The sequence below is a fragment of the Azorhizobium sp. AG788 genome (genome assembly GCF_943371865.1).
Taxonomy (GTDB): domain Bacteria; phylum Pseudomonadota; class Alphaproteobacteria; order Rhizobiales; family Xanthobacteraceae; genus Azorhizobium.
Genome location: NZ_CALRWL010000001.1, coordinates 202,222 through 216,365, shown reverse-complemented (window position 1 = coordinate 216,365; position 14,144 = coordinate 202,222). Strand labels below are relative to the sequence as shown.

The following is a 14,144-nucleotide window of genomic DNA, read 5'->3' as shown; positions in this document are numbered from 1 at the left end:
ATAGATCTGCCAGCCGTTCCGCCACGGCTGGCGCGCCGCTCCGCCCGGCCATGCTCAGAACGCCCAGCAGGAGCAGCCAAGCGCGCCCCAGAAGCCGGTATCGGAGGTGGGCGCATCCGCAGTCCAGGCGGCCGCATGGGCATGGCCGTGAACCCCGCAGGAACTGGCGCAGCCACAGGCCGCAGCCATGGCATACTTGCTCTCGCTGGAGGACTCCGCCCGCTTCCGATAGCCGCCGAACGTGCCCACCGGCGACCAGTCCGGCATGGGCGCGGGCAGCACCGGCGCCAGGTGCTTGAAGTCGCCATCCCCATGCACCGGCATTCCGCCCAGCAGGGTGAGAACCGAGGTGATATCCTTGATTTTATCATCCTCGACCGCGAAATAATCTTCGGACAGCACGGCGAGATCGGCCAGCTGCCCGACCTTGATCCGTCCCTTCTTGCCTTCCTCGGTGGAGAACCAGGTATTGGCATGGGTCCACAGCCCCAGAGCGGTCTCCCGATCCACCCGATTGGAGGCCGGATAGAGCGACATGCCGCCCAAGGTCTTGCCCGTGACCAGCCAGGACAAGGAAACCCAAGGATTATAAGAGGCGACGCGGGTGGCATCGGTGCCGGCGCCCACCTTCACCCCCTTCTCCAGCATCCGCCGCACCGGCGGCGTCCGCTCGGCGGCGCGGGCACCGTAACGCTCGACGAAATACTCGCCCTGAAAGGCCATTCGGTGCTGCACCGCAATGCCGCCGCCCAGAGCGGCAATACGGTCGATGTTGCGGTCGGTAATGGTCTCGGCATGATCGAAGATGAAGTTGAGGCCGGTGAAGGGAATATCCTTGTTCACCTTCTCGAAGACATTGAGGGCGCGGTCGATGGTCTCGTTATAGGTGGCGTGCAGGCGCCAGGGCCAGCGATTTTCGGCCAGAAGACGGATCACCGGCTCCAGGTCGGTCTCCATGTTCGCCGGCATTTCCGGCCGCTCGACCCGGAAATCCTCGAAGTCCGCGGCGCTATAGACCAGCATCTCGCCGGCGCCGTTGTTGCGATAGAGGTCATCGCCCTGCCCCGGCTTCACCTGCTTCGACCAGCCGGAGAAGTCGGCCAGCTCCTCCTTCGGCTTCTGGGTGAAGAGATTATAGGCGATGCGCACCGTCAGCTGCCCATCCTTGTGCAGTTCTTCGATGATGGCGTAATCATCCGGATAATTCTGGAAGCCGCCGCCCGCATCGATCACCCCGGTCACGCCCAGGCGGTTCACCTCGCGCATGAAATGGCGGGTGGAGTTCTTCTGATATTCCGCCGGCAGCTTCGGCCCCTTGGCCAGGGTGGCATAGAGCACGGTGGCATTGGGCCGGGCCAGCAGCAGGCCGGTGGGGTTGCCCGCCGCATCCTTGACGATCTCGCCGCCGGGCGGGTTGGGCGTATCCTTGGTATAGCCCACCGCCCGCAAAGCCGCGCCATTCAACAAGGCGCGGTCATAGAGATGCAGGATAAACACCGGCGTGTCCGGCGCCACCGCGTTCAACTCCTCGATGGTCGGCAGGCGCTTCTCGGCGAATTGCTGCTCGGTGAAGCCGCCCACCACCCGGACCCATTGCGGCGCCGGCGTGCGATCCACCTGCTGCTTGAGCATGCGCATGGCATCCGCCAGCGAGAACACCCCATCCCAGCGCAGCTCCATATTATAATTGAGCCCGCCGCGGATGATATGCATGTGGCTGTCGATCAGCCCGGGAATGACCCGGCGGCCTCTCAAATCAATGACCTGCGTCGTCGGCGTGGCGAGCGCGCGAACGTCCCGCTCGTCGCCCACCGCCAGGAACTTGCCGCCGGCGATGGCCACTGCCTGGGGATTGGGATTCGAGGTGTCGAGCGTCGTGAAGCGTCCGTTCACGAGGATCAGGTCAGCGGTCATTTTCGATCCCTCTGGGGCAGGCGATTGGGCGGCGGCGCCGCGGCCGAACAGGCTGGATGCGGTGAAGGCGGCGGTGCCGAGGGCAACGTCCCGGCGTGTCAGGTCAGCCATGGCATACGGTCCTTCGAGTGGGAGGGCGCGGGGGCGCCTGCCATTGGGTGCGTGCGAGCGGACTAACCGTGCGTGACGGGAGGGGTGCCGCCGCCGTCCGTTGCCTTGGCGGGGACGGTCGGGGCGGCGGCGGTGGGCGCGGCGGCCGGGCGCGAGACGATCCCCAGCGTCGGCCATTCGCCCTTGAGGGCCTGGCGCACCGCATCAGGCAGTTGCTCGCCCGCCAGCATGCCGAGCAGGCCCAGCAAAGCGACCACCGGAGGCGCGGGCGAGCGGACGCCCACCAGGGCATAGAGCACGCCCACCAGCACGCCCACGGCGAGAGAGGCCAGATAAAGCTTCATCACATGGGCTTTCGGGCCGTGCCGGGAAAGGGTTTCGCCGCCTTGGCCATAGGCTGTCTCCTGACGTCGGACGGGGTCCGTTGCGCAGAGGCTAGGCAGAGGGCGCGATGGGGTCTTGTCGGATCCGCCGGCCTTTTGTCTGAAACCCCGGCCCGCGTGTCGCATCCCAAAGGAGCCTTTGCACCTGGCTCAGACCGGCGTATCTGCGGTCAGTATCAGCAGCAGCGCGAGGCCCCCGGTGGACCAATCCTATTTCTACGAGCCCGCCGCAGGCCATGGCCTGCCCCATGACCCGTTCAACGCCATCGTGGGGCCGCGCCCCATCGGCTGGATCTCCTCGCGCGCCCCGGACGGCGTGCTAAATCTCGCCCCCTACAGCTTTTTCAACGGCTTCAACTACCGCCCGCCGATCATCGGTTTCTCCAGCACCTCCTGGAAGGACAGCGTCGCCAATATCGAGCGCACCGGCGAATTCGGCTGGAGCCTCGCCACCCGCGATCTGGCAGAGGCCATGAATGCCACCTGCGCCGCGGTGCCGCCGGAGGTGGACGAGTTCGCCCTCGCCGGCCTCACGCCCGCACCCAGCCGCAAGATCGCCGCGCCCCGCGTGGCGGAAAGCCCGGTGTCATTCGAGTGCCGGCTCTCGCAGCTGATCCAGCTCAAGGCCGCGGACGGCAAGGATATTTCCGCCTGGCTGGTGCTGGGCGAGGTGGTGGGCGTGCATATCGACCGCCGCCTGCTCAAGGACGGCATCTACCAGACCGCGGACGCCTACCCGATCCTGCGGGCCGGCGGCCCGGGCGGCTATGCCCAGATCAGCCCCGACATCATGTTCCAGATGCTGCGCCCGGGCGCCTAGGGACGGCAAGCGAAGGGCGGCGCGCGTCGGCGCCTCCCTCAGTCGCCGAGTCCGGGACGTTTCTGCCGGCGGAACGGCGGCAGCCCATCCGGCCTGCCCCCCAACGGGGTGACGAACCGCCGGCCGGCACCCCCACTTGGGCGCCCGGTGGAGGCGCGGGTCACCAACTCCGGCGGCAGGACGATGCGGCGGCGCACATCGGCGCCGTCGGCAATCTCTTCCAACAGCAGGCGCGCCGCCTCGCGGCCCATGTCGCGGTGGCTGATCCGCACCGTGGTGAGCGGTGGGGCCACCAGATCCACCAACGGCATGTCGTTGTGACCCACCACGGAGATGTCGCCGGGGCAAGACAGGCCGCGGCTGTGCAGCGCGTCATAGACGCCCAAGGCGAGAAGATCATTGGCCGCCAGAATGGCGGTCAGGCCCGGGACCGTGTCCAGCAGCCGCAGCGCGGGGCCGATGCCCGCCTCGCGGGCATAGCGCTCGGCCTCCTCCACGTGCGGCGCCAGGCCGTGGCGCGCCATGGCCGCCCCGTAGCCGCTGCGCCGGAGTTCTCCGGTGGAGAGATGATGCGGCCCGGCCACATGGCCGATAACCGCATGACCTTGCGCCACCACATGATCCACCGCCAGGCACATGCCGGCGGCATCGTCCGACACCACGGCCGACACCCGTCCGCGCTGCTCGAAGCGGTTGACCAGCACCACCGGCACGCCCCGCGCCAGGCAGTGGCTCACCACCCCGTCCTCGCGGGTCACGGTGGCGAGGATCAGCCCATCCACCTGATGGTTGATGAGATTGTCCACGAACAGGGTCTGCAGCGAGGTGTCATCGCCCGCGTCCGCCACCACCGGGGAATAGCCGGCCGCCGCCAACACCTCGGCGATGCCGCCCAGGATGGGCGAAAACACCGGATTGGCGATATCCGGCAGGATGACGCCGATCAGCCGCGAGCGCCCGGTGCGCAGGCTCGCAGCCAGGCGGTTGGGCGTGTAGCCCAAGGCCTGCGCCGCCGCCAGGATGCGCTCGGCCACGTCGGCCGCCACCAGATGGCGGGTCTTCTCATTCAGCGCACGGGAGACGGTGGAAGGATGGACGCCCGTGGCCTCTGCCAGCCGCTTGAGGGTGATCGGGGGTGAGGGAGCCATTGCGCCTGTCGTGTCCTGTCCCGCCACCTGATTCCATCCATCCGGCCGATTCTGCGCGAAACCTGTCCCTCGGACCCTGATCCGCCAATTCGCGATTGACAAGCTGCAATCGATTGTAGAGCCTGCCTGCAATCGATTGTAAAAAGCAATCCTAGGGAGAACGCCATGTTGGACGCCGCACGCCTTGCGGTGGTCGCCGATGCGCGATCAGGCATCATCGAACGGGAGGAGGACCTCACCGGGGTGGTTCTTGCCGCCATGGAGGGGGCGCCTGCGGACCGCGTGCGTGTGGTGATGGATGCGCTGGTGCGCCATCTGCATGCCTTCGCCCGGGAGGTGAAGCTCACCGAAGAGGAATACGACCTCGCGATCGCCTTCCTGAACCGGGTGGGCCAGGCCACCAACGACAGCCACAACGAGGGCATCCTGCTCGCCGACATCCTCGGCTTCTCCACCCTTGTCTGCCTGCTCAACAATGGCAATGCCGGCGCCACGGAAACCGCGTCCGCGCTCCTGGGACCGTTCTGGCGCATGCACTCGCCGAAGACGGAGAACGGCGGCTCGATCGTGCGCTGCGCCACGCCGGGCGACCCGCTGTTCGTGACCTGCCGCGTGCTCGACCCCACAGGCGCGCCCATTCCCGGCGTTGAAATGGACGTCTGGCATGCCTCACCCGTGGGCTATTACGAGAACCAGGATCCCGAGCAGGTGGACATGAACCTGCGCGGCAAGTTCTTCACCGATGCGGAGGGCTACTTCTCCTTCCGCTCAGTAAAGCCCGCCGGCTATCCGGTACCCACCGACGGTCCCGTGGGCGACATCCTGCGCGCCCAGAAGCGCCATCCCTTCCGCCCCGCGCACATCCACTTCCTGGGCTTCCGCGACGGATTCAAGACCTTGGTCACGCAGGTGTTTGTCGATGATGATGAGCGTCTGGACAGCGATGTCGTATTCGGCGTCACCCGCCATCTCATCGGCGAATACCGCCGCCACGACGCGGGTACGTCGCCGGCGCCCGATGTGACGGGGCCCTGGTACACGCTGGACTACACCTTCGTGATGGAGCCGGGCATCGCCAAGCTCCCCTTCCCGCCCATCAAGTGAGCGCGCGTATGAGCTATCCCCTTTCCATCGCCGGCAAAGTGGCACTGATCGTCGGCGGCGCCGGCGGCATCGGCGCCGCGGCGGCGCGCATGTTTGCCGAAGCCGGCGCCAAGGTCGCGATCACGCATCGCCCCGGGGCTGACAAGGCCGAGGCGGCAGGGACCCTGCTGGCGGGCCTGCCCGGCGCAGGCCACGCCGCCTTCCCCGCGGACGTGGCCGACACCGCGACCCTGCTGGCCCTGCGCGAGGCCATCACTGCCACCTATGGATGCCTCGACATCCTGGTGAACAGCGCCGGCTTCACCAAGCCGGTGCCTCATGCGGACCTGGACGCGCTGGACGATGACCTCATCGACCGCATGTTCCAGGTGAACTGGCGCGGCCAGTTCGCCACCGTGCGCGCCTTTGCGCCGCTGCTCAAAGCCTCCGGCGACGGCCTGATCGTCTCACTGTCCTCCATTGCCGGCGCGAATGGCGTCGGCTCCAGCATCGCCTATTGCGCGGTGAAGGCGGGCATCGACGTGATGACCAAGTCGCTCGCCCGCGCACTGGCGCCGGAGGTGCGGGTGCTGGCGGTATCGCCCGGCGTGGTGGATACCGGCTTCGTACCGGGGCGCGGGCCGGACTTCAACGTCAAGGTTTCCGCCACCATCCCGCTCAAGCGGATCGCCACCGCCGACGATGTGGCTGCGGCCATCCTCGCCTGCGCCACCCATCTGGGATTCTCCACCGGCTCCGTGCTGGTGGTGGACGGAGGCCGCGCCCTGTGAGCCCGAGCATGTACGCCCCCCGCGACAAGATCTTCATCACCTGCGCCGTCACCGGCAATTTGACCACGCCGGACCAGACACCGCACCTGCCGATCACCCCCGAGGAGATTGCCGACGCCTGCCTGGGAGCTGCGGAGGCCGGGGCGGCCATCGTCCATATCCATGTGCGCGATCCCAACACCGGCGCGCCCTCCATGGCGCTCGACTATTATCGCGACGTGGTCGAGCGCATCCGCGCCAGAAATCCGCAGCTCATCCTCAACCTCACCACCGGCCCAGGCGGGCGCTTCGTGCCGTCCCCGGACGATCCGAAAGTCGCCGCGCCCGGCACCACCTTGATGGTGCCGGAGCAGCGGGTGACCCACGTGAGCGCGCTGAAGCCGGACATCTGCACCCTGGACCTCAACACCATGAATTCTGGTGCGCAGGTGGTCATCAACACCCCCGGCAACGTGCGGCGCATGGCCAAGGTGATCCGCGAGGCAGGCGTCCGACCGGAGATCGAGCTGTTCGATTCCGGCGACATCGCCTTGATGCATGCGCTGCTGGACGACGGCACCTTGAGCGGGCCAGCGCTGTGCTCCTTCGTCATGGGCGTGCGCTACGGCTTTCAGCCGAGCCCGGAGACGGTGCTCTACGCCCGTGGGATGCTGCCGCGCGATGCGCATTTCACCGCCATCGGCGTCGGGCGCTCATCGTTCCAAATGGCGGCGCAGTCCTATCTGGCCGGCGGACATATGCGGGTGGGGCTGGAAGACGCGGTCTATTTGTCAAAGGGGGAGCTTGCCCCCTCCAATGCGGCGATGGTGGAGAAGGCCCGGCGCATGGCGCAGGACCTCGGCGCCCAGATCGCCACCCCCAGGGAAGTACGAGAGATGCTCGGCCTGCCGACCCGGCTGGCGGATGCGGCGTAGTTGGCGTGAAGGATCAAGCGATGACCGCTCTGTCACCCACCTTTGAAACCGGCACCGAGGCCGTCGAGGCGCGCTGCCTGCGCCTCACAGCCAAGGCGGAAACCCCAGGCCTCATCTCCCCGAAGATCGAGGTGCGGTGCCTGTCGCGCCGCACCCCGGGCAACGTGCTGGTGAAGATCGCCGCCGCGGGTGTAAACCCGTCCGACGTGAAGGCCGCCATCGGCATGATGCCCTATGCGGTTTTCCCGCGCACGCCGGGCCGCGACTATGCGGGCCTGGTCATCGACGGCCCGGCGGAGTGGATCGGCCGCGAGGTGTTCGGCTCGTCCGGCGATCTCGGGATCCGGCGCGACGGCACCCACGCCACTCACTTGGTGGTCGAGGCGGACGCGCTGGTGGAGAAGCCCGCCAACATCACCGCCCTGGAGGCTGCCGGCATCGGCGTGCCGTTCGTGACCGCCATCGAGGGCTATCGTCGTGCCGGCCTGCCGAAGGCGGGAGACGTGGTGCTGGTGATGGGCCTCAACGGCAAGGTGGGCCAGGCGGCGACCCAGATCGCCACCTGGCTCGGCGCCCGCGTCATCGGCGTGGTGCGAAAGGATGAAGCCTATGCCGGTCACGCCTCGGCCCCGGTGGAGGTGGTGAACGCCGCCGCCGGCGATGTCGCCGCCGAAGTGCGCCGCCTCACCGAGGGCCGCGGCGCGGACATCGTCTTCAACACTGTGGGCGATCCCTATTTCCAGGATGCACACAAGTCGCTGGCCATCATGGGCCGGCAGATCCTGATCGCGGCGGTGGACAAGATCGTCCAGTTCAACGTGTTCGAATTTTACCGCGGTCGCCACACCTATGTGGGCATCGACACGCTGGCCCTGTCCTCACCCGCCACCGGCGCGGTGCTGCGGGAGATCGTACCGGGGTTTGCCAGCGGGCATCTGAAGCCGTTCCCTGTTCTGCCCCATGCAGTCTATCCGCTTGAGGCGGCCAAGGAGGCGTATGTGGCGGTGATGGGCTCCGCCCGCGATCGCATCGTCCTCAAGCCGTCGGAGGATTGACATGCACCTGACCCGACTTGCGGACGCACCGAGCTATTTTCCGGCCGAGCACCACGACATGCGCTGCCTGTATTTGCAGGGCAAGGAGGCTGGACCCAGCGAGACCCTATGGATGGGCATGTCGCAGATCCTGCCGGGTGGATACATCACCTCCAGTGCCTCGCCGTTGGAGAAGATTTACCTGGTCATCGAAGGGCAGTTAACCGTCGAGACGCCGGACGGAGAGACCCTGCTCAACCCGCTGGACAGTTGCCGCATCGCGCCCAATGAACCACGGGCGCTCAAGAACAAGACCAACCGCCCGGTGATCGTGGTTCTGGCCATGCCGCTGGCGCCCGCAGCATCACCGCCGCTGTGAGAAAAGGACATTCAAGAGTATTTCAAGCGTTAGCCAACCGGAAGACTTAAGGTCTTTTTTGACAATCCGCCGAACGCCAACGGCGCAACCAATAGACATCCGGGAGAAATTGCCATGTTCAAGACACTCAGACGCGCCGTCCCCCTCGCGCTGATGCTGGCCGCCACCCTGCCGGCCGTCGCCCAGGCCCAGGTGAAGATCGGGATCGGGTTCGGCATCGGCTTCCTGCCCATGTTCGTGGCCGACGAGATGAAGATGGTGGAGAGCCAGGCGAAGAAAGCCGGCCTCGACATCACCACCTCCTATCAGCGCTTTTCCGGCTCCTCGGCCATGCAGGACGCCATTCTCTCCGGTTCGGTGGACATGGGCGTCTATGGGGTGGCGGCCATGCTGATCGCCTGGGACAAGGCCAAGGGGACGCCGCAGCAGATTTTCGGCATCGCCGGGGTGAACTCTTCGCCGCTGGTCCTCATCACCAATCGGCCCGACGTGAAGTCTCTGGCCGACTTCGCCCCCACCGACAAGATCGCCATGCCGGCGCTGGTCTCACCCCAGATGTATGCGCTGCAGATGGTCTCCGAGAAGGTCTTCGGCCCCGGCCAACAGGACAAGCTCAAGCCGCAGGTGGTCGCGCTGCCCCATCCCGAGGCCCTCAATGCGATGATGTCGGGCTCGACCGAGGTGAAGGCCTATGTCTCCACTCCGCCCTTTACCCAGATCGCGCTGGCCAGCGGCAAGGCCCATGTGGTCACCACCTCCGAAGCGGCCTTCGGTGGGCGATCCTCATTCCTGGTGCTTGGTGCCACCAAGCGCTACATTGACCTTAACCCCAAGCTACCCGGCATCATGGTCGCGGCTCTCACCGAGGCCTCCGACTTCATCCGCGCGAACCCGCGCAAAGCGGCCGAAATCTACCTGAAGGTCGAGCCATCCAAGATCCTCGATGTGGACAAGGTGGAAGCCATGCTGAAGGCGATGCCCGATGACTTCGGCGTCGCGGTCTATGGCGTGAAGGCCACCGCGGATTTCATGAGCCGCATCGGCGTGCTGAAGACCGTCCCTGCTTCGTTCAAGGACGTGTTCCTGGCACCGATCCAGAGCACCGCGAGCAACTGACCCCTCGCATCCGGAACGGCGCGCCGCCGGAAGAGCGGCCGCCGCAGGTCTCAAGCGCCGCCCGCGCTTCCAGGAGGAAACCATGGCCCTCGTTCAACGCAAGCCGCCCCTTGCCGCGAGCCAAGACGCCGCATCGCAACCGGCCCCGCAGCCGGTCCTGACGGTGGATGGCGTGACGTTGCAGTACAAGACGCCGGACCATCTGGTCACCGCAACCTACCGGGTGGGTTTCGACATCCACCCGGCGGACCGGCTGGTGTTGCTCGGCCCCTCCGGCTGCGGCAAATCCACGTTGCTCAAAGCCATCGCCGGCTTCATCAAGCCGGTGGAGGGCACCATCACCCTCAAGGGCAAGGAGGTCACGGGGCCGGGTCCAGACCGGATGATGGTGTTCCAGGAGTTTGATCAGCTGCTGCCCTGGAAGAATGTCCACGATAACGTGGCCTTCCCCATGCTGGAGAATCGTGTTCCCCGCGCCGAGGCCCATGCGCGGGCGCTGGATGCCATCGCCAAGGTGAATCTGAGCAAATTCGCCGATGCCTATCCCCACATGCTGTCCGGGGGCATGAAGCAGCGCGTGGCCATCGCCCGCGCCATGGCCATGCGGCCCGATGTACTGCTCATGGACGAGCCCTATGCGGCGCTCGACGCCCTCACCCGCCGCAAGATGCAGGAAGAATTGCTGCAATTGTGGGATGACGTGCGCTTCACGCTGGTTTTTGTCACCCATTCTATCGAGGAAGCGGTGCTGGTGGGTTCCCGCGTCGTCGTGCTCTCGCCTCATCCCGGCCAGGTGCGCGCCGAGCTGAACTGCCACCACCTGGACGTCCGCCATCAGGACGGCCCGGAATTTCAGATCCTGACCCGCCGCATCTCCCAGATGCTGTTCGAAGACACATCCGTCGGCCACTGAGGGAGAGCGAGATGAGCGACACCACGGTTACTCTGACCGAGATCACCATCATCGAGCGGACGCTGAAGCCCACCCCGCCCGTCCGCGGCGAGGGGGAATACGACGTCACGGCACCGGTGGGGCTGGGCGACGTGGCAAAGCCTCTGTCTCTCATTGAACGGCTGGCCAACAATGGCGGCGTGCGGCGCGCGCTGATCCTGGTGGCCATCGCGCTGGTGTGGGAGCTCTATGCCCGCTGGCTGAACAATCCCCTCTCCTTTCCCACATTCACAGCGACCCTGGAGGCCCTGTGGGATGGCATCGCCTCCGGCATCATTCCCCAGCGCTTGTGGGTGACGCTGCAAACTTTGCTGCTGGGTTATGGCATCGGCCTCGTACTGGCCTCGGTGTTCACCAGCCTTGCAGTGACGACGCGGCTCGGTACCGACCTGCTATCGACGCTGACCGCCATGTTCAACCCTTTGCCCGCTATCGCGCTGCTGCCGCTGGCCCTGCTGTGGTTCGGCCTGGGGCGGCCATCACTGGTGTTCGTCATCATCCACTCGGTGTTGTGGGCGGTGGCGCTGAACATGCATTCGGGGTTCCTGTCGGTCTCCGAAACCCTGCGCATGGCGGGGCGGACCTTCGGGCTCACCGGCTTCCGCTTCGTCCGCAAGATCCTCATTCCCGCGGCTTTCCCGGCCATCCTGTCGGGTCTCAAGATCGGTTGGGCGTTCGCATGGCGCACCCTGATCGCCGCGGAACTGGTGTTCGGCGTCTCCTCCGGCCAGGGGGGCCTAGGCTGGTACATCTTCGAGAACCGCAACACGCTGGACACCGCCGCCGTCTTCGCCGGCCTGCTCACCGTGATGGCGGTGGGCCTGTTCGTGGAAGGGGTGATCTTTCGCGCCATCGAAACCCGTACCGTGCGCCGCTGGGGCATGCAGCGGGGCTAAATAATTAACGGGGAAACGCCCATGACCTTCGATCTGGATCGCCGCGCCCTCATCGCCGGCGCCGGCCTCTCGCTGCTCGCCTCGACGGCCCGCGCACAGGCCCCCGCTCAAAATAGCAGCGCGCCACCGACGCCGGGGCGCCCGCTGTTGATCCGGGGCGCAACCGTTATCACCATGGAAAGTCCGGACGCCACCGCGGTGCCCGGCGACGTCTTGGTCTCGAACGGTCGTATCGCCGCAATCTCCCCGACAGGGACGGCGATGCCGCCCGATGCCGAGGTGATCAACGCCGAGGGCTGCATCCTGCTGCCGGGGTTCATCAACAGCCATATCCATCTGGCACAGGCCATCCTGCGCGGCCTCGCCGGGGACGCGACCCTGGATGAATATTTCAAGCTGATCGTCGCCAAATATACCCGCCACATCCGCCCGGAGGATCTCGCCGCCAGCGACTATGCCGGCGCCCTGGAGCAGCTCAGTTGCGGCACCACCACGGTGTTCGACTGGTCGCGCGAAGCGCTGACCCCGGCCCATGCGGACGCCATTGTGGACGCCATGCGGCGTTCCGGCATCCGCGCCTTCTTCGGCTATGGTGTTACCGGCCCGGCGCAGGGCGGCACGGCGATCCGGGCCGATGTGGAGCGTCTGCGCAAGGGGCCGCTCGCCTCGGATACCGCCCGAGTTCGGCTGGCTCTGGCGCTGCGTGGTCCGGACTCCTCGCCCATGGCCGAGGCGGAAGATGACTTCCGTTTCGCCCGCTCGCTCGGCCTCCTCCACCAGTTCCATGTGGGCGTGCTGTTGTATTCCGCGCGGCAGCGGCGCGGCGTGGCCGAGCTTGCAGCCAAAGGGCTGCTCGGGTCTGGCGCCATCCTGGTGCACGCCAATGATCTCGATCCTGATGAATATGGCATCGTCGCTCAACACGGTGCCGGCATCGCGGTGACCCCCGAGGTGGAGATGATGATGGGCCACGGGCAACCGGCCACCGGGCGCGCCCGTGGTGCCGGCTTGATGCCCGGGCTTGGCGTGGACGTGGTCACCGGGGTGGGCGGGGACATGTTCTCGCAGATGCGCACCATGCTCAGCGCCCAGCGCCTTGCAGACAACCTCGCCGCCGCCCAGGCCGGCAAGCCCCTGGCCAAGGTCAGCCTGACCACGCGGCACGTGCTGGCTGCCGCCACCATCGATGGCGCCCGCCTGCTCGGCATCGACAAGGACGTTGGCTCAATCAGCGTCGGCAAGAAAGCCGATCTCATCCTGATCCGCGCCGACCGGCTCGGCACGGCGCCGCTCAATGACCCTATCGGCGCGGTGGTGCTGCAGGCGAGCGCAGCGGACGTGGATGCGGTGCTGGTGGAAGGCGAGATGGTCAAGCGCGGCGGCGTGCTGGTGGGGCGCGACGCCGCCCGCGCGGTGTCGGATCTCAATGAACGAGCGCGCGCCCTCTATGCCCGCGCAGATGCGGCCCGCGCACCGGGCTGAGTCCAATTGCCCCACAAACGCGGTGCGGGCGGTCAGGTTGGCCGTTCCCCGCCACTCCGGGAGAGTCAGCGATGATCACGCGCCGCCACATGATGGGGCAACTGGCCCTTGGCACGGGACTATTGGCCATAGGTACCGACCTCGCCGGCGGGTTGGGCCAAAGCACCGCCCACGCCCAAGCAACAACACCCTTCAAGGTGGTCGCGTTTGCCGGTGCCTCGAACCTGCCGTTCTGGGTGGGGCAAGACAAGGGACTGTTTGCCAAGGAGGGCATCGCCCCGGTGCTGGAGATCACCCCCAATTCGGTGGAGATGGCCAAGAACCTCTATGCCGGGCGCTATGATCTTGCGCTGACATCGGTGGACAATATCGTCGCCTATGACGAAGGCCAGGGAGAAGCCGTCCTCCCCGGTGCTGCGGACTTCGTGGCCCTGTTCGGGGTCGACAACGGCATGCTCAGCGTGATGGCGGTGCCGGACGTGAAGAGCTTCGCCGATCTCAAAGGCAAGACTCTCTCGGTGGATGCCATGACCACAGGATTCGCCTTCGTCCTGCGGGACATCCTCGCCCGCAACGGCATTGCCGAGAGCGATGTGACGTTCGTCAAAGTGGGTGGCGGGGCGCAGCGCCTGGAGGCCCTGCTGAAGCAGGAACAGGCGGGCACACTGCTGAACACGCCATTGGATCTGGTGGCCGAGGGCAAGGGCTTCACCCGCCTTGCCCGCGCCACCGAGACCCTGGGGGCCTATCAAGGCATCGTCGGCGCCACGCGCCGGGAAACCGCGGCGCGGATGCGACCGCAGATAGAGGCCTTCATCCGCGGCTTCCACGCATCCGTGGCCTGGCTCGCCGACCCCGCGCACAAGGACGAGGCCGTGGCACTTCTGGTGGCGCGGGTGAAGGGAATGGAACAGCCCCAGGCGGAGAAGGCCTATGCGGTGCTGATGGATCCGCAAAACGGCATCTTCCGCGATCTGAAGATCGACCGCGCGGGCCTGCAAACTGTGTTGGCCCTGCGCTCGAAATACGCGCCGGCCAAAATCACCCTGACCGATCCCGACCGCTATGTGGACCTGAGCTATCTGACCGCCGCGCTGGCAGGCCGGTAGCACGAGCCGCAT

14 protein-coding genes are annotated in these 14,144 nt (G+C 66.5%); 11 read left to right on the top strand and 3 right to left on the bottom strand.

Annotated elements, in window-relative coordinates:
• Window positions 1–54 precede the first annotated feature (54 nt).
• Together AAG816_RS00925 and AAG816_RS00920 are read right to left on the bottom strand one after the other, a co-directional pair.
• Window positions 55–1,914 carry an amidohydrolase gene (locus AAG816_RS00925; protein ID WP_341987561.1) on the bottom strand — a complete coding sequence of 620 codons (1,860 nt, stop codon included), beginning with the start codon at window positions 1,912–1,914 and terminating at the stop codon, window positions 55–57.
• 173 nt (window positions 1,915–2,087) lie between these two features.
• Window positions 2,088–2,369, bottom strand: coding sequence for a DUF1427 family protein (locus AAG816_RS00920; protein ID WP_341987416.1), 282 nt, complete (start codon window positions 2,367–2,369; stop codon window positions 2,088–2,090).
• Window positions 2,370–2,607: 238 nt separating this feature from the next.
• On the opposite strand from AAG816_RS00920, the gene AAG816_RS00915 reads away from it, so the two are divergent.
• A complete protein-coding gene (locus AAG816_RS00915; RefSeq protein WP_341987414.1) occupies window positions 2,608–3,228 on the top strand; it encodes a flavin reductase family protein in 621 nt (206 codons plus the stop codon).
• A gap of 38 nt (window positions 3,229–3,266) precedes the next feature.
• Here the strand turns inward: AAG816_RS00915 and AAG816_RS00910 are convergent, their stop codons facing one another.
• Window positions 3,267–4,376 (bottom strand): LacI family DNA-binding transcriptional regulator, encoded by a 1,110-nt coding sequence (locus AAG816_RS00910; protein WP_341987413.1) that lies wholly within the window; start codon window positions 4,374–4,376, stop codon window positions 3,267–3,269.
• 165 nt (window positions 4,377–4,541) lie between these two features.
• Here AAG816_RS00910 and AAG816_RS00905 point away from each other — a divergent pair, with 165 nt between their 5' ends.
• The 10 genes from AAG816_RS00905 (at window position 4,542) to AAG816_RS00860 (ending at window position 14,132) form a co-directional block, all read left to right on the top strand.
• Window positions 4,542–5,480, top strand: coding sequence for a dioxygenase (locus tag AAG816_RS00905; protein WP_341987412.1), 939 nt, complete (start codon window positions 4,542–4,544; stop codon window positions 5,478–5,480).
• A gap of 8 nt (window positions 5,481–5,488) precedes the next feature.
• On the top strand, window positions 5,489–6,250 hold the full coding sequence (locus tag AAG816_RS00900; RefSeq protein WP_341987411.1) for an SDR family oxidoreductase: 762 nt from the start codon (window positions 5,489–5,491) through the stop codon (window positions 6,248–6,250).
• Window positions 6,251–6,258: 8 nt separating this feature from the next.
• Entirely contained in the window at window positions 6,259–7,164 is a 906-nt protein-coding gene (locus AAG816_RS00895; RefSeq protein ID WP_341987410.1) for a 3-keto-5-aminohexanoate cleavage protein, read from the top strand.
• 20 nt (window positions 7,165–7,184) lie between these two features.
• A complete protein-coding gene (locus tag AAG816_RS00890; RefSeq protein WP_341987409.1) occupies window positions 7,185–8,219 on the top strand; it encodes a zinc-binding alcohol dehydrogenase family protein in 1,035 nt (344 codons plus the stop codon).
• 1 nt (window position 8,220) lies between these two features.
• Window positions 8,221–8,577 (top strand): cupin domain-containing protein, encoded by a 357-nt coding sequence (locus AAG816_RS00885; protein WP_341987408.1) that lies wholly within the window; start codon window positions 8,221–8,223, stop codon window positions 8,575–8,577.
• A 114-nt stretch (window positions 8,578–8,691) separates the two neighbouring features.
• On the top strand, window positions 8,692–9,693 hold the full coding sequence (locus AAG816_RS00880; protein WP_341987407.1) for an ABC transporter substrate-binding protein: 1,002 nt from the start codon (window positions 8,692–8,694) through the stop codon (window positions 9,691–9,693).
• 82 nt (window positions 9,694–9,775) lie between these two features.
• Window positions 9,776–10,606, top strand: coding sequence for an ABC transporter ATP-binding protein (locus tag AAG816_RS00875; RefSeq protein WP_341987406.1), 831 nt, complete (start codon window positions 9,776–9,778; stop codon window positions 10,604–10,606).
• Window positions 10,607–10,617: 11 nt separating this feature from the next.
• Window positions 10,618–11,541 carry an ABC transporter permease gene (locus AAG816_RS00870; protein ID WP_341987405.1) on the top strand — a complete coding sequence of 308 codons (924 nt, stop codon included), beginning with the start codon at window positions 10,618–10,620 and terminating at the stop codon, window positions 11,539–11,541.
• A 21-nt stretch (window positions 11,542–11,562) separates the two neighbouring features.
• A complete protein-coding gene (locus AAG816_RS00865; RefSeq protein WP_341987404.1) occupies window positions 11,563–13,023 on the top strand; it encodes an amidohydrolase family protein in 1,461 nt (486 codons plus the stop codon).
• Window positions 13,024–13,094: 71 nt separating this feature from the next.
• Complete coding sequence (locus AAG816_RS00860; protein ID WP_341987402.1) at window positions 13,095–14,132, top strand: ABC transporter substrate-binding protein; 1,038 nt, start codon at window positions 13,095–13,097, stop codon at window positions 14,130–14,132.
• Window positions 14,133–14,144: the final 12 nt, after the last annotated feature.

What these genes read in the sequence shown, in the direction of transcription:
- AAG816_RS00925 (WP_341987561.1), bottom strand. Translation starts at nt 1,914, where the DNA reads ATGACCGCTGACCTGATCCTCGTGAACGGACGCTTCACGACGCTCGAC.
- AAG816_RS00920 (WP_341987416.1), bottom strand. Translation starts at nt 2,369, where the DNA reads ATGAAGCTTTATCTGGCCTCTCTCGCCGTGGGCGTGCTGGTGGGCGTG.
- AAG816_RS00910 (WP_341987413.1), bottom strand. Translation starts at nt 4,376, where the DNA reads ATGGCTCCCTCACCCCCGATCACCCTCAAGCGGCTGGCAGAGGCCACG.
- AAG816_RS00905 (WP_341987412.1), top strand. Translation starts at nt 4,542, where the DNA reads ATGTTGGACGCCGCACGCCTTGCGGTGGTCGCCGATGCGCGATCAGGC.
- AAG816_RS00900 (WP_341987411.1), top strand. Translation starts at nt 5,489, where the DNA reads ATGAGCTATCCCCTTTCCATCGCCGGCAAAGTGGCACTGATCGTCGGC.
- AAG816_RS00895 (WP_341987410.1), top strand. Translation starts at nt 6,259, where the DNA reads ATGTACGCCCCCCGCGACAAGATCTTCATCACCTGCGCCGTCACCGGC.
- AAG816_RS00890 (WP_341987409.1), top strand. Translation starts at nt 7,185, where the DNA reads ATGACCGCTCTGTCACCCACCTTTGAAACCGGCACCGAGGCCGTCGAG.
- AAG816_RS00885 (WP_341987408.1), top strand. Translation starts at nt 8,221, where the DNA reads ATGCACCTGACCCGACTTGCGGACGCACCGAGCTATTTTCCGGCCGAG.
- AAG816_RS00880 (WP_341987407.1), top strand. Translation starts at nt 8,692, where the DNA reads ATGTTCAAGACACTCAGACGCGCCGTCCCCCTCGCGCTGATGCTGGCC.
- AAG816_RS00875 (WP_341987406.1), top strand. Translation starts at nt 9,776, where the DNA reads ATGGCCCTCGTTCAACGCAAGCCGCCCCTTGCCGCGAGCCAAGACGCC.
- AAG816_RS00870 (WP_341987405.1), top strand. Translation starts at nt 10,618, where the DNA reads ATGAGCGACACCACGGTTACTCTGACCGAGATCACCATCATCGAGCGG.
- AAG816_RS00865 (WP_341987404.1), top strand. Translation starts at nt 11,563, where the DNA reads ATGACCTTCGATCTGGATCGCCGCGCCCTCATCGCCGGCGCCGGCCTC.
- AAG816_RS00860 (WP_341987402.1), top strand. Translation starts at nt 13,095, where the DNA reads ATGATCACGCGCCGCCACATGATGGGGCAACTGGCCCTTGGCACGGGA.